Here is a 20021-nt window from a genome sequence, read left to right as displayed (position 1 = left end):
ACCACTTCACAGGATGGTTTGTTAAGGCAATGGAAAGCCGCTGGTCTTTGGGCCAGCGGCTTTTTTGGTAAATAGTGATTGTTATATCAAAAGAACAATAACGATAGACGAGAGAAGTAATATGACCAATGCTGTACTGCTGAACAATGTGGAGCACCGCGACCTGCGCGTAGTGACAGAGCGTTCCGCCGCGTTGGGGGACAACAGCTGGTTCGCGCTTACCTTTCCACTGGAATTTCGCGCACTGCAGGGGCAATACCCGATTTTTTTCCAGAAGGATGCCAATAGTGGCAATTTTTTTCCGCTGGTGCTGCTGGGTTTGCGGCCTGGCGAAAACCTCTACCTGCGCGATGGCAAAGGGGAGTGGGCCGCGTCCTACATTCCTCTCACCGTGCGTCGTGAGCCTTTCCTGATCGGGCGGCAGAACTTTGTCGAGGACGGTATACAGAAAACCCGCCGCGTCATTCATATTGACATGGACAGCCCAAGGATCAGCCGCGAGCAAGGCGAGCCGCTGTTCCTTGAATACGGGGGAAACTCGCCGTTTCTCGACAGCGTATCGGATATGCTGGAAGCAATTCACCACGGCATCGAGCAGAGCGAAAAATTCGTGCGAGCACTGCAGGTTCATGGCCTATTGGAGCTCTTTACTCTGGACGTCACGCTCAACAATGGCGAAAGTAATCAGCTCAAGGGCTTTTATACCATCGACGAGGAGCGCCTGCGTGCATTGAGTGCTGACGACCTGCACGAGTTGCACAATGCCGGCTTTCTTGAGGCGATCTACATGGCGATAGCCTCCCAGTCGCAACTGCGCCGTTTGATCGACGAAAAAAATCGTCGCCTCTCCGTGCAATAATCCCCAGGGTGGAATAGCGTGATGACCGCGAGAAAACCCTTTATTGAAACCGCTAACCTGCCCACTACCCTGGAGTTGAGCGGGGTAACCCCTGGCGATGTGCTGCAAACTGTAGCGGATTTTTCCCGCCCGGTTATTCTGCGTGACTTCTGCACCCATTTCCCCGCCGTACAAGCCGGAAAAAAATCGCCGGAGGTGATGTCGGAATACCTGCTGAAACAATACAGCGGAAATCCGGTGATCGGGTGCTATGGCGGTGCGGATACCGGTGGCCGGATTTTCTATAACGAAGACATGAGCGGTTTCAATTTTGACAGCCGCCGGGTACCACTCGGTGATCTGCTGGAAGATATCCTCAGTTCCACCGGCGCTGCGGAGCTGCCAATGCGCTATATGCCTTCCAGCGAAGTGTCCTACTGGTTTCCGCACTTCGCCGCCGCCAATGATGCGGGCGTGAACAGCGTTTCCCCCATTGGTTCCCTGTGGCTCGGCAATAGAGTGCGGGTGGCTGCCCATTACGATTTCCCCAACAACCTCGCATGCAACATTGCAGGCCGTCGTCGCTTTACCCTGCTGCCGCCGGCGCAGATTGCCAACCTCTATCCCGGGCCACTGGAGTTTGCCCCCGGTGGACAGGAGGTAAGTCTGGTGGATTTTCACAATCCGGACTTTGAACGATTCCCCCGCTTTCGCGAAGCGCTGGCGCACGCTCAGGTAGCTGAGCTGGATGCCGGCGATGCCCTGTATATTCCCGGTATGTGGTGGCACCATGTGGAAAGTCTCGGGGTTCTCAATGTCTTGTATACCCATTGGTGGCGGGATTCCGCAGCCTATATGGGGCGCCCCACTAATGCACTTTTGCACGCGGTGCTCGGCCTGCGCAACCTGCCTGCGCCGCAACGCAAGGCATGGAAGGCACTGTTTGATTACTATATTTTTGATGCGGAAGAGGGCGCGGCGGATCATATCGCGCCTCGTGCGCGCGGCATATTGCAGCAACCGCTGGGAATCGACGCCGCTATGCAGTTGCGGGCCAAGCTACAGAACGATCTAAAGCGTTAAAAAATTATCCGAGAGAAACCGAAGTGAACGACGAGAAAAGAATTCGCAAGGTCATTATTGCCGGCGGTGGCACTGCTGGCTGGATGACGGCGGCCGCGCTCTCCAAACTACTGGGAAAGAACCTCGATATTACCCTGGTAGAGTCGGAAACCATTGGCACTGTGGGCGTGGGCGAGGCCACTATTCCCACCTTGCATCTTTTCCATCAATTGCTCGGTATCGACGAGCGCGAAATGATGTCTTATACCAATGCCACCTTCAAACTGGGCATCCAGTTTGAAAACTGGAAGGCGGTAGACGATAGCTATATTCACTCCTTCGGTGCCGCCGGCAAAGACTGCTGGGCGTGCAATTTCAGCCACTTCTGGGTCAAGGGGCGGCAGCTGGGTATTCACTATCAGATCGGCGACTACACCAAGGAGCACCTGGGGTCGAGGGAAGGACGCTTCGCCGTATCCCCGCGCAGCGAGCGCACCCACGCCTACCATTTCGATGCCAGTCTCTATGCAAAGTTCCTGCGCGCTCTGGCTGAAAAACACGGCGCAAAGCGTGTTGAGGGCAAGATCGAGCAGGTGCAATTGAACCACCATACAGGACATATCGACGCGCTGAGGCTCGACAGCGGTAAATTGCTGGAAGGCGATCTGTTTATCGACTGCACCGGTTTTCGCGGGCTGCTCATTGACCAGGCGCTGCACACCGGTTACGACGACTGGGGCCACTGGCTGCCCTGCGATCGTGCGGTGGCAGTGCAGACGAGCAAAGGCGAAGACCCGGTGCCCTTTACCCGTTCCATTGCGCGGGAATCCGGTTGGCAGTGGCGCATTCCGTTGCAATCGCGCACTGGCAACGGTCTGGTGTTCTGCAGCCATTATATGAATGAAAGCCAAGCCACCGAACAATTGCTGGCGAATGTGGAAGGCGAGGCGCTGATCCAGCCGCGGGTGATTCCCTTCCGCACCGGTACCCGCCGCCAGCACTGGAACAAAAACTGCGTGGCCATCGGCCTGTCGTCCGGGTTTATCGAGCCGCTGGAGTCCACCAGTATTCACCTGATCCAGCGCAGTATTGTGCGGCTGATGACCTTGTTCCCATCAAACGGCATTGTTCAGGCAGACGTTGACGAGTTCAACATACTGATCCGTGAAGAAACGGAAAACGTGCGTGATTTTGTGGTGTTGCACTACAAACTCACCGACCGCCAAGACACAGAATTCTGGCGGTATTGCCGTGGTATGCAGATACCCGATTCTCTCGCACTGCGCATGCAGGTGTTTGAAGAGAGTGGGCGTGTCTACCAGAATGGCACTGAATTGTTCGGTGAGAGTTCCTGGCTACAGGTGTTGCTTGGACAGGGGTTGATGCCGCAGACCTATCATCCTATTGTGGACATGATGAGCAATGACGAGTTGGCTCGTTTCCTCTCCGGTATTCGTACCCAGGTGCGGGCCACCGTGGACACCTGGCCGCATCATATGGAATTTATCAACCACTACTGTAAAGCCAGAACGGAATGACAGTCGCTGAACACCTTAAGCCGACGATTGAGCGAATAGGGCGGGAACAGACCCCGGTACTCACGCTTGATGATTTCGACCTGTTTACCGCACCGTTGCAGGCTGCAGCTGCACGAGCGCAGTTTGTTCCAGATCGGAAAACCTATTATCCCGGTGTGCGCGCACCTATGCCGAAGGAAGCGGCAATTGCCATTTTGCAGGGTGTTTATCGCCAACTGTATTCGCTTTATGGCATTTCGCCGGAACGGCGTCTAAAGCCGACCGGTGCAATGTTTTCACTGATTGCCAGTGCACCGGACCAGTTATCGCATCTGCAGCGTATTCCCCATTTCGATACATCCAATCCGCACTTTTTTGCCCTTCTTTTGTATCTCAACCCCGGATTTCATGGCAGCACTGGATTTTTTCGCCACAAAGGCACCGGATTCGAACGGGTGGATGAGTCGCGTATCGGTACCTACTTCTCAGTCGCTGAGCAGTTTTTGCAAAAGCAGCAGGGTCCTTCTTCCGGTTATGTTACAGAGAGCAGGGACGATTTCGAACTGTTCCATCAGGTAGGTTATCGCCAGCATCGCATGGTCATTTACCCCGGCAATCTGCTGCATTCCATTCTGGTTGATGAAGAAACCGACATCGACGCCAACCCTGAAAGCGGGCGTCTGACCGCCAATCTTTTTTTTGAATTTGCGTAGAATTTTTTTGACGTTGATCACAACTGGCGCTGTTTGTTCCATTAACGCTCGGGAGTGGTGCCCCAGGTTGGCGAAATTTCGAAAGTGGGACGCCTGCCAAGCTGGAAAGTGTAAATAATAACCTCGCGATATGAGAGCAATAACGCTCGCAAACACAAATAATGAATAAAGCGAGGAACGATGATGCGTATATTCCCTCAATGGCGGGGAGCCTTGTTGGCGCCCGCTGTTTTCCTGTTCGCGCCCGCGGTATTTACTGCGATGAGTGTGCCGGTGCAGGCACAGTCGACCAATCTTGCCACCGGCGCGCCGGTTACCGCGAGCACTGCGGATCTTCCCGCCAGCAACGCTGTCGACGGCAACACCGGCACACGCTGGGCTTCCGCCGCGCAGACGGACCCTTCGTGGATTGCCGTGGATCTCGGCCAACCCTACGATCTGGATCAGGTGGAGATTTTCTGGGAGGCGGCCAATCCGGATACTTATGAAATCTGGGGCTCCAATAACGGCACCGACTGGACCACGTTGTCCACGCAGACCGGCGGCGTGTTCGGCCACCGCACAGATACGATAGCGGTGGATGGTATTTATCAGCAGGTGCGTATCCAGGGCATCAGCCGCAGTGCCGGCAACCAGTGGGGCTATTCCATCTGGGAACTGGGTGTGTACGGGTCCCCTGCCAATTGCGACAGCGGCTGTCTGGTGGAGTTGGATGCTACCACTGCGCAGGCACGCATGAGCGGTGGCGATATCGTGGATGTGCATTACTCGGTGAATGGCGGTGGCCAGTTGAATGTGCGCATGACACAGGATGGCGGCAACTGGACGCACAATATTCCGAATCTGTCGCCGGGTGATGTGGTAACAGTACATTTCACCAAGATTACCGCCGGCGTGGGCGAAACTACCGATCCCATACAGTTCACTTTCACCGGGCAGGGTGGTTCTTCATCGTCGTCCTCTTCATCCTCATCATCATCTTCTTCTTCATCGGGCGGCTCGGGAGGTTCCGGTGGCGGCAGCTCCAGCAGTTCCTCGAGCGGCGGCTCCAGCGGCAGTTCCAGCAGTTCCTCTTCCGGCGGCAATCCGGATCTCGGAAATATCGTTCCGCTCTATAACAGTGGTACGGCGCTTGAGCCCGCCATCACCTTCGAGACGCCCACGGCCCTGGTCACTCGCTTCTCCGACCGCGCACGGGACCGCCACGCGAAGGAAGATCACTTCCAGGCCTACGATCACTACCTGAGCTTTTACTGGGAAGACCGCACTGCCTCTATTGAAATTATTGATGAAGTGGCCAAGGGTGGTGATACGGTGCGGATGAATGTCCGCACGCAGTTTAAGCTGAGTGACACTGAAGCGGAGAACCGCTGGTTCTATCGCGGTGTGGGTACGGTGGCCGAGTACTGCGATAACGGCACCATGACCGTGGTGGACAATTACCATTACTACAAGGAGCGCAGTTTCAACTGCCGCGAAAACCGCGCGATCCAGATTGGCGACAAACTGGAGTTTGAAATCAGCCAGTTCCTTGATGCCAGTGTGCCCAATGGCCGTGCGAATTATTACGGAACCACATTCCTGTATATCGTTGGCGAGGGACTGGTGCCCTGGGATGTGGGTGGCACCACACCGTTTGGCGGCATCAAGGATTCCTATAAAATTGCGGAGAAAGCGTGGCTCGGTGGCGACACTACCATTCACGCGTCCACCTCAGGGGAGACAGATAACCACTTCCTGCAGATGGCGACGAACATCGGCTACGACAATGCACAGCCGTTCATGCTCGGACGCCGGGTGCTGCACAGCTCCGCCATTGACGGTGTGCACGACGAAAAGCCACTGGAGAATCCCGCATTCGCGCCCATGGTCAATCTCGCCGGGCCCCACTACATCAACACCAGTTGTGGCAGCTGTCACGAGCGCAATGGGCGCGCGGCGCCGGCACCGGTAGGCGAGCCATTGGACAAGTGGACCTTCAAGGTAGCGGACGCCAATGGCAATCCCGATCCATTTCTCGGTTCTGCGTTGCAACCCAAAGCGCGCAGTGGTGCGGCCAGTGAGGGCAGTGTCTCCATTGCCTACTGGACGGAACAAAACGGTCTTCGTTCGCCGAACTACGCCTTTACCGGCGTAACGCCCGCACGCTTCTCCGCGCGTATCGCGCCCAATCTGGTGGGCATAGGATTGCTGGAAGCGATTGCGGAATCCTCCATCGTCGCGCGGGCCGATGCCGGTGACAGCAACGGCGATGGCATTTCCGGTCGCGTCAATCGCGTGGTCGATCCGGAAACTGGCGAAACCCGTCTCGGCCGCTTTGGCTGGAAGGCGGGTGCCGCCAGCGTTCGCCATCAGCTGGCGCGTGCTTTCAATACGGATATGGGGGTTATGACTTCCGTATTCCCCAACCCGGATTGCGGCAGCAGCCAGAACGATTGCGGCAGCAGTGGCGCGGAACTTGCGGACAATCACCTGCAGGATCTCACCAAATACATTTCCCTGCTGGGCGTGCGCCCGCAGCGCAATTACGACAACCCGGCTGTGGTCAGCGGCGAGCAGGTGTTTGCCAATATCGGCTGCGCCGACTGCCACACGCCAACCTTGCAAACTAGTGCCTTCCACCCTCTCGCGGAACTGCGCAATCAGACCATCCACCCCTACACAGACCTGCTGCTGCACGATATGGGCGTGGGCCTGGCGGACAATCTGGGCGAAGGTGAAGCGAGCGGTGCCGAGTGGCGCACACCGCCGCTGTGGGGCCTGGGACTCTCCGCCTGTGTGACCGGTGGTGTGGAAAACCCAATCGGCGGCCAGGGCAATGAAGTGTGTACACCAGTGCACAGTTATCTGCACGACGGTCGCGCGCGCACCATCGAAGAGGCCATTCTGTGGCACGGCGGTGAGGGGCAGGCGGCTAAAAATGCCTATCAGTCGCTGTCGGCAACCAACAAACAGAACCTGTTGCAGTTCCTCAATTCACTGTAACTGTCGATTTCCTGTCTACTTGGGGCGATCACTCTATCGCCCCTTTTTTTATCCCTCCAAAACGTCGGCCCACCTTGTGCACAGTGGCAAGGTGGGGCGACATTGTTCGCGGGCAGGCGCTAAAAGAGGCGTTCTCTACTGAGAGAACATGAAAACAATAAACAATAGATAAGGAAACAGCGATGTCCAGAATTCTGTTCAGATCTTCCGTGCTGGCAATGGCGGTGGCCGCGACTGCCTGTGGCAGCAACAATGATGACGATGGCCAGGTGAATATTCCCAGTGATCCCCCTGTGAACGAGCGGCCGGAGCAGTGCCTGGAAGATCCGCTCAACAGCGGTTACTGCCTGGTGTGGGCGGACGAGTTTTCCGGCGAGGCCATCGACAGCGAAAAATGGTCCCACGAAAAAAATTGTACCGGTGGCGGCAACAACGAAGCCCAGTGCTACACCGACGCCGCGGCAAACTCCTGGGTTGCCGATGACATGCTGCACATCAAGGCGATCCGCGAGGACGCCACGGGTCCCAATCAGATAGACGACGATCCGAATTACGATCCGAACGACACCAGCGGCAGCGGTACCTACACCTCCGCGCGCCTGCGTACCAAAGGTATGGGCGACTGGAAATACGGCCGCTTTGAAATGCGCGCGAAACTGCCCTTCGGTCAGGGAAGTTGGCCCGCGTTCTGGATGCTGCCGAGCGAGTGGAAGTACGGCAGTTGGCCGCTCTCCGGGGAGATAGACATTCTGGAGGCGGTCAACCTGAAAGTGGGTGGCGAGGACCGTATTCACGGCACCCTGCACTACGGTGACGCCTGGCCGGGCAACAAGTACTCCGGCGAGGCCTACCAGATTCCCGGGGGCCTGAACCCGGCGGACGATTTCCACACCTACGCGGTGGAGTGGGAAGAGGGCGAGATCCGCTGGTATGTGGACGGCGACCACTACGCTACCCAGACCAAAGACGGCTGGTACACCAGCGCCGATCTGGATAATGCCAATGCGCCGTTTGACGAGAGCTTCCACCTGATTCTCAACCTGGCGGTGGGCGGCAACTGGCCGGCGAGCGTCAACGACACCGGCATCGACGAGAGCGCGTTTCCGCAGGAATTCGTGATCGACTACGTGCGCGTGTACCAGTGCAGCGAGGATTTCGACACCGGCAAGGGCTGCGCCAGTACCGATGGCGAATTCGTGCTGAACCCGGGTACCACGCCACCCGCGGCGCCGGACGGCGAGGAAACGACCGTTTTTGACGGCGAGGTCAAAGCCCCCTACCAGTGGCTCACCTGGACCGCCTTCGGCACTGTGGACTTTGAGGTGGTGGATACCGGTGGTGACTACGGCGATGTTGGCCAGATCACCTGGAACACCGATCAGGGCATCGGCTTTTTCCAGTCCACCGACAGCTACGACCTGAGCGATTACACCTACGTGGAGTTTGACCTGCGGGTTCTGGCGGAGCCGGGTGATGCCGGCTCCGCATCGCTCACTTTCCGCGCAGACTGTGGCCACCCCTGTTCCTCCGGCGATTACCCGCTGGATATGCCCGCGGTGGATCAGTGGACCCACTTCCAGATTCCGATGCAGGAGCTGGCGGACATGGGGCTCAACACCGCGAGCGTGAATACCCCTTTCGTCATCTCCCCCGGGTGGGACAACCAGATGGGGGCGGTGCTGCAGCTGGATAATGTGAAACTCACCAAATAACACGCTTCCCGGAATGTCCCATTTTCCCGATAGGCGCGGTGGCAAGGTGGTTTGCGCCATTTTGCGCCGGCTGGGGGAAGTGGGACGACCGTCTTTCGCACAGGCCGTACAACGGAGGCTGGAAAAGCCGGGTGCTCGGGCCCACTGGATGGGACTGATCGGCGGCAGAAGGTCACTTGATGACGCAAAGAATAAATAGCGAACATGAATGGGAGTTTTGCGGCAATGAAAAAGCGAATTTTGCTGGGGATCATCTCCGGTCTGATAGCGGGCGGTGGACTCGCGGGGTGCTCGGAACAGAACAGTACTCAGAAGATGGCCGGCGCACCGTCGTCCAGCAGTTCCGACAGCAGCACAGGTGTGAGCGCCCACTGGCCGCAACTGACCAGCGGCATTGCCCGCGACCCCGCGGTTGAAGCCCGCATCGACACGCTTCTGGCCAAAATGTCCATCGAGGAAAAAGTTGGCCAGATGATCCAGGTGGAAATCCGTTCCGCCACCCCAGAGGATGTGAAGCAGTACCACATCGGCTCAATCCTGAACGGCGGCGGCTCCTTCCCCAATAACAACAAGCACGCGAGCGTGGCCGAATGGGTGGCGCTGGCAGATGCCTATTACCACGCATCCGTGGATACCAGCGACGGCGGCGTCGCTATCCCCATGATCTGGGGTACCGACGCGGTGCACGGTCACAATAACGTGATCGGTGCGACCCTGTTCCCGCACAATATCGCTCTTGGGGCGGCGCACAATCCGGAACTGATGCGCAAGATCGGCGCCGCCACCGCGGCGGAAGTCCGCGCGACGGGCATTGACTGGGTTTTTGCTCCGACCCTTGCGGTGGTGCGCGACGACCGTTGGGGCCGGACTTACGAATCCTATTCGGAAGATCCCGAACTGGTCCGCGCCTACGGTGGCGAGATGGTGGGCGGGATGCAGGGCAACCCGGATGCCGAAGACCTGCTGCAGGCCAAACATGTTATCGCCACCGCCAAGCACTACCTGGCAGACGGCGGCACGCTGAACGGCATTGACCGCGGCGACGCGGTCATCAGCGAAGAAGAGCTGGTACGCCTGCACGCCCAGGGTTACTTCTCGGCGATCGAAGCCGGTGTGCAGACGGTCATGGCCTCGTTCAGCAGCTGGAACGGCGAGAAGATGCACGGCCATAAATACCTGATGACCGACGTATTGAAAGACCGCCTCGGCTTTGACGGCTTCATCGTTGGCGACTGGGCGGGTCATCAGTTTGTGAATGGTTGCAGCAACGTGAGCTGCCCGCAGTCCATCAACGCCGGTCTCGACATGTTCATGGCGCCGGACCCGAGCTGGAAGGAACTGTACAAGAACACCGTGGCCCAGGCGAAAAGCGGCGAGATTCCCGCAGAGCGCCTCGACGATGCGGTACGCCGCATCCTGCGGGTAAAAATCCGCGCGGGTCTGTTTGAAGCGGGCGCGCCATCCGAACGCGCGTTTGCCGCCGATGAATCCCTGATCGGGGCGCCGGAACATCGCGCCGTTGCCCGCCAGGCGGTGCGTGAATCTCTGGTGCTGCTGAAAAACAACGGCAATCTGCTGCCACTTGTGCGCAATCAGCGCGTGCTTGTCGCTGGTGACGGTGCCGACAATATTGGCAAGCAGGCGGGTGGCTGGAGTATTACCTGGCAGGGTACCGGCAACCAGAATAGCGATTTCCCCGGCGCTACCTCCGTGTATGGCGGCATTGCCGAAGTGGTGGAAGCAGCGGGCGGTACCGCCGAGCTGTCCGTGGATGGCAGCTTTGAGCAGAAGCCGGACGTGGCCATCGTGGTGTTCGGTGAAGACCCCTACGCGGAAATGCAGGGCGATGTGTCGAATCTGGATTACAAGGGCGATGCGGATCTGGCGCTGCTGCAGAAATTGCGTGCGCAGGATATTCCGGTGGTTGCCCTGTTTATCACCGGTCGCCCGCTGTGGGTGAATCCGGAGATAAATGCCTCCGATGCCTTTGTGGCCATCTGGCAGCCGGGCAGCGAAGGCGCCGGTGTGGCGGATGTGATTTTCCGCAACGCCGAGGGCGAGGTGAACCACGACTTCAAAGGCAAGCTCACCTTCTCCTGGCCGAACGATGCGCAGCCCACTGTGCGCAACCCCGGAGAAAACGAGGCGCTGGCCCAGTTCAATTTCGGCTATGGCCTTACCTATGGAGACACTGTTGAAATTGCCGCGCTCTCCGAGCAGAGCGGCCTGAAAGTGTCCGACAGCGCAGAGGCGCTGGCGGTATTCAATGGCCGCGCACTGGACCCCTGGAGCTTCCAGGTGATGGATACGGCGAACAATCTGTCGACGATTTCCAGCAGCGTGGCGAAACTTTCCGGCATCAGCGTGCAATCCGTGGATCGCAAGGTACAGGAAGACAGCCGTCGCCTGCGGTGGAGCGGTGAGGGCAGTGCCATGGTCGGCCTCTTCGCCAATAGCCGCACCGATCTCACCAGCTATCTCGGCAAGCAGGGCGCACTGGTGTTTGATGTGAAAGTGGATGCTGCACCGAGCGCTGCGGTAAGCCTCGGCATGAATTGCGGTACGGATTGCGGTGCCGAGCAGTCCATCACCGAACTGCTCAAGGGCGCTACGCCGGGCGAGTGGAAAACCGTCGCGGTAGATCTGCAGTGCCTGGCGGAAGCCGGCGCGAAACTGGATATGGTGCTTTCGCCGTTCTATGTGCGCACTGCGGGCGCGCTGGATATGACCGTGCATAATATCCATATCGCCTCCAAAGCCGAATCTGGGGTGGATGCGGATATCCACTGTGGCTGAGCAGACCCTCTAACCTGACATCCCCGGCTGCCGCAACGGATCCCTGTGCGGCAGCCGCGATTCTTGACGCGCTCACACGGTGTGAGCCGATGCCAAAACACCAGTAAATTCTGAATTTGCCGCCATCCTTTTTCTGATCCCTGGGATCAAACAGTGGTACCCCCTCTGCCAGTGGTTCCGGCAGATTCCGAGCAGTAACGATCTCACAATGTGCCCAGATTTTTAGGGCCGGCATTGGCGCGCGAGGTCAGTGGCATGACATCGTCTGTAGCAACTGTTGGTGTGTACCGAGCAGCGCAGGGCGGGCGAATAAAAAAGGGGCACCGACCGGAGTCGGTGCCCAAACGCCTATCAGAACGGATGTTCTGTTGGGAAATTTTTTAGCGCATGACTCAGGGAATGTTGGCTTTTGCGAATGTAGCGACATAAAACGGGGGCCGGTCGAGGAATTGCGCCCAGCGGCTGTCGCCGTCGAGATAGGTTTTTTGGAAAGCCAGCGCCAGCTCACCCACGTAGCGGTTGGCATCTTCCGGGCCACCCCACGCAAAGTGACCGGCGTTGGAGGCTTCGTAAAACAGCTTGGGCACACCGTAGGGAATACTGTTGTACACACCGTCACTTTGACCGAGGCCACCGAGATAAGTGGTGTCCAGGGCGCCGTTGAACAGAATGGTGGGGATACGGGTATTGCGGCCACTGGAGTCACTGTCGACAGCGGTCAGGTTATGGCCGGCAAACGACATGGCGGTTTTCAACCCGGCGTATTCGGCGGATGTGATCCAGGTGGCGCCGCCGCCCATGGACCAGCCGGTGGCACCAAAGCGACCGGTATCCAGCTTGCCGCGCAGCGGGCTGCCGAAGCGGGTATTTTCCCCCTTCATTGCATCGAGCACATCCTGCTGCTGTCGCGCCCGCGAGTCGACGCTGTCATAAATAGTGCGGCTGTCCATGGTCACCAGCACGATGCCGTGTGAGGCAAAGAATGGGCCCCAGTCCCGGTACATAATCTGGGTGCCGGTGTAGGGCGGGGTGAACACCAGCAGCGAATAGGGCGGTTGTGCAGTGCGCGGATAATACACGGTGGCGCCGCCGGGGGTGGAAAGGAAGGGCATGGTATAGCTGTCGTAGCCATAGGGACCATTGTCACTGTAATTTCCCGGAGTATCTTCATAGCGACAAATGGCATTGGTGGGGCAACTCTGCGCCTGTGCAGCAGCGGTGAACAGCCCACCTATACCTATACCCAGAATGGCACCCAGTGTGGGCAGTAGGTGTTTCAACATATTTCTCTTCATCATTATCGCATTAGCCTCATCATTGATTGGATTTTTTACAGCCGATTTCAGCCTGGCCATTCTGCTCTTGGACATTTTTTATGTGAGTTGGAATACCGCGAGCAGGGAAAAGATTAGGCTGGAACGATTCTTCGCAGAAAGCACATAAAACACCAAAAAGGCCTTTTCCTGTCCTCTGTTGTCACACTGGCGTTGATTCCATTTCTTTGTAGCGCCTAATATCCTTGCGCGGACGGTTCGCATAAGCGATTTTTACGGTGTTGGTGGCTGTGTGATTTTTTCTGATTACCTGAAGGGTAGTGCCGTGAAAATTTTTATTACCTGCGCGGTTATTGCGCTCGTTGCCGCGATTGTGTTTTCGGCTGCACAGCCGGGAGATATTAGTGGCCCCGCGGAAGTAGCGGGGCCGGAGCAACAGGAACCGGTTGCGCAGACCGCATTGCCCGGGGAGAGAATGGCTGTGCGGAAACCAGCAGCAGCGCCTGCTGCCAATAACGCAGTCGCGATCGTGCAAGAGACAACGATCACGGCGCTGTTTGATGTGCTGCCGGTCTACGATGCACTGCTGGTGCTGAATTTTGCCGAGGGCGAATTGCTGGTGGACCGCAACACCCTTGCGGCTCTGCAGGCCATTTACGCCGCACTGGGCCAGGATGCCGGTGCCGATGCTTTTGCAGAGTTACAGTCGGTACTGGAAGAGGCGTTGCCTGCGGCGGCCGCGGTGCAGCTACTGGAAATGACCCGGCAATATTTTTCATACCGCCAGGCGGAGCAGGATGTGCGCGCGGCCGCAGCGCAGCAAAGTAATGACCCTATGCAGAGCTATCGCCAACTGGTGGCATTGCGGCGTACCTATCTCGGCGAGGACACAGCCGGGCAATTGTTCGCGGAAGAGGAGACGCAGGTGCCCTATATGATTTCGGCATTTGCAGTGGCGCGGGATAAGAGTCTCAGTGCAGAAGCGCGCGCAGTGCGTTTGGCGGAGTTGCAGGAGGCATTCAACAACAGCGCGAGCCGTATGGACTCACCACTGGCCCGCAAGGTGCTGGAAGCCAAGGTGGCGCGGTTGCGCGCGGGTGGAGCCGGAGAGAATGAGGTGTTTGCCGTGCGCGAAGAAGTGTTGGGGAGTGCGGAGGCACAGCGGTTGGCAGAGCGGGATCAGATGGAAGGAGGCCGGCCCAAAGAGACCGGCGCCCATGAATAAACGATGTTATTGGGTTGCCGTTCCCGCTGCCAACGACTGCTTGCGGTATTCCGTCGGCGACATGCCCACCAGACGGCTGAAGAACCGGTGGAACGCGGATTTGCTGTTGAATCCGGATTCCAGTAGTACATCCAGCACCGTCATATCCGCCTTCTCCGGGTCAGACAGCAGCGCCTTGGCCGCTTCGACCCGGTAACTGTTCACATACTCAAAGAAGTTGGTGCCGAAATGCTTATTGATCACCGCCGAGACCTCTTTTGCCGGTAGATCAATTCGCTCGGAAAACTGCTCCAGGTTCAGGTTTTTCTTCAGGTAAATCTTGTCGCCCTCCATTGCATGGCGCACCTTTTCGATCGCCGGTTCCGAGGGCTCCTCCTCCACTGTGGTCTCGCGGGCCTCCTCCTTTGGCTGCGTCACCAGCAGCCGGTGGGCATAGGTCAGGCTGTAGGCGAAGAACGCATTGATCAGGATAAAGGAGAGGTAGTTATCGGCAATGCCCATATAGTCCGCGACCGCCTCGCTGGAGAATTTCGCCACCACATGCACCACCATGGTCCAGGTCCAGGAGATGCACACCCCCCACGCCAGCGCCGACAGCCAGTGCAGCTCGGTTTCCGAATAGTGGGAATACTCATCTTTCAATGCATGGCGATAGCGGCGGATCTGCAGCAGCGCCGCCACCGCGTAGACCAGGGGCACCAGGGAGGCCAGATCCCAGATAAATTCGATGGCGGTATCCGGCAGGGACTGGCCTGCATCCGCGATATGGCGCAGGTCGCTGCTGGAAATACTGAAGATCGCAATACACAGCAGCACCGCCAGCGCGGGAAGAAGGTGTAGCGCCTGGCGCTGGCTGAAGTGGAACTTCTGCTGGGTCAGAGAGCAGAAGTAGAGATAAATTGCCGGTCCTTTCAATAGCAGTGCCGCGAACAACAGGTAGGGCAGTAAAACCTGCTCAAACCACGGCGCCATTGTGAACTGGTCGTTCCACAGCAGCAGGGTGCAACCGGAGGCTACGGCAACAATCAGCAGAAAGGCGGTCAGCAGACGACCGTCGTGCCTGGTGCGGGTGGGGAGTATGGACTGGAAAACGGCCAGCAGCAGGCACTCCGCCGCGGTCATCAGCAGAACCACGTCGTGAATATTGAATATGTATTGTTTCATTGAGACATCGCCGATCGAAATTTCGTTCTTATGGTTTTTTATCGCTCTTGTGGGCGGGAGTATATGAGAATTCTCCCCGGGGTAGGAGCGCGGACCGCGACCCTGCCGTCGCCAGGCCATCCCGCTTGCCGTTTTTGTGAAAGTGACACTGCCCAGTTTGGCGAATTATCCAAAGTGGGGCGACGTGGCTGGAGGCGCCCAGCACACTGTCGTCATCGGGTTTCCCGTAACCGGTGTGCTGGCGTGGAGTTCCCAACTGAACTCCTCGGCGAATCCCGCCGCGTCGACGCCCGACATCATCTCTCTTCTCCCGCTGATAGGTCTTTCTCGTCGACCTTCTGAACTGGCTGGGCCGGCAGGTTAAACCTGCCGGAATTTTTTCTCTCCCCGGATACGCTCGCAAAAACTGAACCGCCGGACGCCACAGGATGTTACAGGCGCCTCATCCCCCCATATTTGTGTCTCCCATCGGCGGGAGGGGTGGAGTTTTTGTCGGTAAATCATTACCTTATAGCGCCTTTTTTTCAGCAGCCGCACTTGTGGCGGTTCCGGGCCACGTGCGCCAGGCTATCCGATCAGCGTGCGCCGGGCTTGTCTATCCGGCCTATATAAAAGTTCGTTTAAGGAAATTGTCATGACCAGAATCGTTGCGGACATCGGCGGTACCAACGCCCGCTTCGCTGTCGCCCACTCGCATCAGGGTGGCTACCGGCTGGAAGCCGTTCAGGTGGTGAACTGCGCGATGTTTGATGACTTCTATTCCGCAATGGGTCAGTGGATTGAGGGTCTGGAGGGCGCGCGCCCGACCCAGGCCTGTATTGCCGTCGCCGGACCGGTGGAGAAAACACCCGAAGGTGGTCGGGTGACCATGACCAACCTGGGCTGGGACATACGTGCTGAAGCGCTTTGCCGGCGCTTCTCGCTGGACCGCGCCTTGGTCGTCAACGATTTCGCCGCCCTGGCCCTGTCGCTGCCGCGGTTGCCGGAAGAAGACAAGTGGGCGCTGCGGGATGTGCCCGCGCAAGCGGGTGGCCCCATGGTCGTTCTCGGCCCCGGTACCGGCCTCGGTGTGGCTGCTCTGGTACATGACGGCGGTAACTACCGAGTAGTACCGGGGGAGGGCGGGCATGCCAACCTGTCTGCGGGCAGCGACCGCGAGCTGGAGCTACTGCGGATCCTGGCCCGCGACCAGATGCCCGTATACAACGAATATGTGCTGAGTGGCGGCGGCCTGGTCAACCTGTATCGCGCAGTGTGCGCCCTGCACGGTCGCCAGGCGGAAGCGCTGACGCCGCCGGATGTGAGCAGCCGCGGTCTGGATGGCTCCGATCTGCTGTGCCGGGAAACCCTGATCGATTTCCTCAATTTCCTCGGCAGCGCCGCCGGCGATGCCTCCCTCTACTATGTCGCCCGCGGTGGCGTATTCCTCGGCGGTGGTGTATTGCCTCGCATCGAATCCCTGCTGCCGGAGAGCCAGTTCGAGCAGCGCTTCACCACCAAGGGCCGTCTTGGCGAATGGCTAAAGGGGGTGAGGGTGGAGGTGCTGAAGGCAGGCTACCCGGCCCTGATCGGCGCCGCTGCCTGGCTAGAGATATAGACACAGGGTTCCGCCGCGATTGGCGAACTTCTCCTTGGGGCTGAACATTTTTTGTTCGCTGCGTATAATCCCCTCCCATGGTGACCCGGGACCGGCCCCATCCTCCGCCGACCCCGGTTTCTCCCCCTCCTCCCCCCCTCGGGGGGGGAGGATACGGACTTCGGGTAAGCCTAGGATGGCGTTACTCACCATAACGATAAGTCCAAGGGAGAAGATGATGAGTCTGACAAACAAAGGTTTCCGGCCGGCGTTGCTTTCCGCTGCCATCGCGGCTGCTGTGACCGCATCTTTCGGCGTATATGCAGAAGAGGGTGGAGAGAGCACGGCACTTGAAGAGATTACGGTAACCGGTATTCGCACCAGTGTGCTTGACTCTCTTGAGGCCAAGCGTAACTCCGACGTAGTGGCCGATGTGGTCGATGCTGGTGCGCTGGGTTCGCTGCCCGACCAGTCCATTGCCGACGCCCTGGGCCGCCTGCCTGGTGTGACCACCGTGCGCTCCAATGGCCAGTCCTCGCAGTTGAACATCCGCGGTATGAATGGCGACTTCCTGGCGACCACCCTGAATGGTCGTGAGCAGGCGTCCACCGCCGGTTATACCGAAAGCACTCGCTGGATCTCCTTCGATCAATACCCGGCTGAACTGATCAGCCAGGCGGCGGTGTACAAGTCTCCGAAGGCCTCCCTGATTGAAGGCGGCGTAGCCGGTACGGTCGAGCTGAAGACCGCCAACCCGCTCGATGCACCCAATCAGCACAATTTCACTGCCAACGTTCGCAGCTCGTACAATGACGCCGCTGAAGAAGTTGGTGCCGATGAGTTTGGCAATCGCGTAAGCCTGTCCTACATGGGCAAGTTTATGGACAACAAGCTGGGCGTTTCCCTCGGCTATTCCCACCTGGATCAGCCGAACAGCTTTACCATGAGCCGTGCGGGTGCCGACGATGCGGAACACGTCGGCTATGATCGTACGGTCGACTACGATGGCGACGGCAATGCCGATGCCCGCGCCCGCGCCTTCCAGTGGGTGGCCGGTAACGGTTCCGATACCCGCGACGGCTACCTGGCCAGCATCGTGTTTCAACCTACCGACAGCATCAAGGCGCAGCTGGATTACTTTAAATCCGAGTTCGAGCGCACAGACCTGCGCCACGGTATTACCGCGAGCGGTTTCAGGGATGCCAACGCCGGCAATCTGAGTATCACTGATGCAGTGGTGTCCAACGGCATCGTGACCGGCGCCACTGTTTCTCCGGTCGACCCTGCCACTGGCGCCAAGGCCGCCCCCTGGTTCGAGGCGCGCAGTGAAGATCAGTCCACTCAGGCGGACAGCGACAGCATCGGTTTTAACCTGGAGTGGAATATCAGCGACCGCAACACCGTGGTGTTTGATATTGCCCGCAGCGAAGGTACCAAAACCCGCAAGGACCGTGTGGTGTCGATGCATGCCTATGACATCAGTGCCGATGGCAGCACCTGGGCGGAAGTTCCTCAGTCCATGACTTACACCTCCAGCGGCGTAGGCATGCCGTCCGCAGAATTCGCGGGCGTAGACTTCACCGATCTTAACACCATGCGCCTGTCGCGCTACGAGGAGTATCCGCATCTGTACACCGATGAGGTGGACAGCTACAAGGTGGATTACAAGTTCGACCTGGAGTGGAAGGCCATTGCCTCTATCGAAGCTGGCCTGCGTGTTTCCGAGCGCGCGTTTGATTCCCGCCGCGGTGCATTCCTGTATGGCAGCCGCGATGGTCAGTTCAACGGCTACTGTGAGGACAATCTGACCGGCCAGCCGGGCGACGCAACATACGTTGACTGTATGCCGCAGGAACTGGACGGCTTCGTAACCGTAGGGTCTGTTACCGGTGCACCCGACCACCTGGTGGTCAACGATTTCGATGGCCTGGCCACCAGCATTTTCGGTGCCGGCAACTACGAAGGTAAGCAGGTGTTCAGTAAGGATTGGACTTTTGTTGAGTCCGGCCTGGCAGAAGAAAAAGTCAACGCTTATTACCTGATGGCCAACCTGGATACCGAACTCGCTGGGATTCCGGTGACGGGCAATTTCGGTGTGCGCTATGTCGAGACCGACATCAAGGCCAGCGGCCTGCAGAATGTTGGCTCCGGCAAGGGGCAAAACATCATCGACGACGTGGGTGTGCCGAGTGATAGCTACGACTTCGTCAAATACGGGCCTGAGTTCTCCGATACGCTGCCGTCACTCAACTTGAGCTTCGAGTTGAGCGAGCAAGACATTGTGCGCTTTGCCGCAGCCAAAGTGATGGGGCGCCCACCGGCTGGTCAGCTGAAAGGCGGTGCCGGCTCATGGGGTGAGGACGACTACAATGTGTGGACCAAGGGCTCCCCGTATCTGGACCCCTTCCGTGCCAACCAGATCGATCTGGCGTACGAGCACTACTTTGAAGACGGCGGCGCAGTCACTGCGGCACTGTTCTGGAAAGACATCGAAAGCCTGGTCGAGAGGCAGTTCATTCTTCTGGATACCCAGGAAGAGCGGGATGCTCTGTTTGAGCAGCTGAACATCGAGGTTCCCGAAGGTCGCCGCGCCGGCGCGTTTGAAACCTTCGTCAACAACGACAAGGGTGGTTACATTCGCGGTATTGAGCTCGCCGGTACCAAGACCTTCGATCAGTTGCCGGGTGCTTTTTCTGGCCTGGGTCTGACCGCAAGCTACTCCTATACCGAGAGTGAGACGGAGGTTAGTGGTGGTAATTTCTACGGCGAAAACCTGCCGCTGCCGGGTCTTTCCGAAAACGTCTGGAGCACCACCGCTTTCTGGGACATCGGCAACTTCAGCAGCCACGTGAACGTTCGCTACCGCGACGAGTTTATCCTGAATATGCCAATCCCGGGCAGCTCTACCCCGGTGATGGCTCAGGAGTACACTACCGTTGATGCGCAGGTGTCTTACGCCTTTGAAAACGGTATCGACGTGGTCTTCTCTGCCAATAACCTGACCGACGAGGCGAACGTTGTGTCCTACGGTGAAGAGGGCATTCTCGGTGAGTACTCCGAGTTCGGTCGCCAGTACTACCTGGGCATAAACTATAAGTACTAATACCAAACAATTAGCGCATCAGTGATTCCCCGGATATTCCGGGGCTCACAGGGAAC

At 58.1% G+C, this 20021-nt stretch carries 12 protein-coding genes; 10 read left to right on the top strand and 2 right to left on the bottom strand.

Annotation, left to right across the window (positions count from 1 at the left end):
- Positions 1-121: 121 nt before the first annotated feature.
- From FDY93_RS18210 to FDY93_RS18180, 7 genes are all read left to right on the top strand, one after another.
- Positions 122-859 carry a SapC family protein gene (locus tag FDY93_RS18210; protein WP_138237184.1) on the top strand — a complete coding sequence of 246 codons (738 nt, stop codon included), beginning with the start codon at positions 122-124 and terminating at the stop codon, positions 857-859.
- A 21-nt stretch (positions 860-880) separates the two neighbouring features.
- Positions 881-1921: a cupin-like domain-containing protein gene (locus FDY93_RS18205; protein WP_138237183.1), complete on the top strand. Its 1041-nt coding sequence runs from the start codon at positions 881-883 to the stop codon at positions 1919-1921.
- 23 nt (positions 1922-1944) lie between these two features.
- Complete coding sequence (locus FDY93_RS18200) at positions 1945-3438, top strand: tryptophan halogenase family protein (RefSeq protein WP_220446243.1); 1494 nt, start codon at positions 1945-1947, stop codon at positions 3436-3438.
- Positions 3435-4130, top strand: a complete 696-nt coding sequence (locus tag FDY93_RS18195; protein WP_138237182.1) for a DUF6445 family protein — start codon at positions 3435-3437, stop codon at positions 4128-4130. Before FDY93_RS18200 ends, FDY93_RS18195 begins: the two co-directional genes overlap by 4 nt.
- Positions 4131-4313: 183 nt before the next feature.
- Positions 4314-7115 carry a di-heme oxidoredictase family protein gene (locus tag FDY93_RS18190; RefSeq protein ID WP_246068641.1) on the top strand — a complete coding sequence of 934 codons (2802 nt, stop codon included), beginning with the start codon at positions 4314-4316 and terminating at the stop codon, positions 7113-7115.
- A gap of 182 nt (positions 7116-7297) precedes the next feature.
- Positions 7298-8827 carry a glycoside hydrolase family 16 protein gene (locus FDY93_RS18185; RefSeq protein WP_138237181.1) on the top strand — a complete coding sequence of 510 codons (1530 nt, stop codon included), beginning with the start codon at positions 7298-7300 and terminating at the stop codon, positions 8825-8827.
- A 225-nt stretch (positions 8828-9052) separates the two neighbouring features.
- Positions 9053-11623 (top strand): glycoside hydrolase family 3 protein, encoded by a 2571-nt coding sequence (locus FDY93_RS18180; protein ID WP_138237180.1) that lies wholly within the window; start codon positions 9053-9055, stop codon positions 11621-11623.
- A 392-nt stretch (positions 11624-12015) separates the two neighbouring features.
- Here the strand turns inward: FDY93_RS18180 and FDY93_RS18175 are convergent, their stop codons facing one another.
- Positions 12016-12906: a dienelactone hydrolase family protein gene (locus FDY93_RS18175; protein WP_138237179.1), complete on the bottom strand. Its 891-nt coding sequence runs from the start codon at positions 12904-12906 to the stop codon at positions 12016-12018.
- A 520-nt stretch (positions 12907-13426) separates the two neighbouring features.
- Here FDY93_RS18175 and FDY93_RS18170 point away from each other — a divergent pair.
- A complete protein-coding gene (locus tag FDY93_RS18170) occupies positions 13427-14122 on the top strand; it encodes a lipase secretion chaperone (protein ID WP_171019035.1) in 696 nt (231 codons plus the stop codon).
- A gap of 6 nt (positions 14123-14128) precedes the next feature.
- Here FDY93_RS18170 and FDY93_RS18165 read toward each other — a convergent pair whose 3' ends face one another.
- Positions 14129-15286 carry a helix-turn-helix domain-containing protein gene (locus tag FDY93_RS18165; protein ID WP_138237177.1) on the bottom strand — a complete coding sequence of 386 codons (1158 nt, stop codon included), beginning with the start codon at positions 15284-15286 and terminating at the stop codon, positions 14129-14131.
- A gap of 634 nt (positions 15287-15920) precedes the next feature.
- On the opposite strand from FDY93_RS18165, the gene glk reads away from it, so the two are divergent.
- A complete protein-coding gene (gene glk, locus FDY93_RS18160) occupies positions 15921-16883 on the top strand; it encodes a glucokinase (protein ID WP_138237176.1) in 963 nt (320 codons plus the stop codon).
- Between the two features lie 217 nt (positions 16884-17100).
- A complete protein-coding gene (locus FDY93_RS18155; RefSeq protein WP_138237175.1) occupies positions 17101-19965 on the top strand; it encodes a TonB-dependent receptor in 2865 nt (954 codons plus the stop codon).
- Positions 19966-20021 lie beyond the last annotated feature (56 nt).

Source organism: Microbulbifer harenosus, assembly GCF_005771435.1.
Classification (GTDB): Bacteria; Pseudomonadota; Gammaproteobacteria; order Pseudomonadales; family Cellvibrionaceae; genus Microbulbifer; species Microbulbifer harenosus.
Note: the sequence above shows the minus strand (reverse complement) of the source record. Positions and strands in the feature narration are given on the sequence as shown.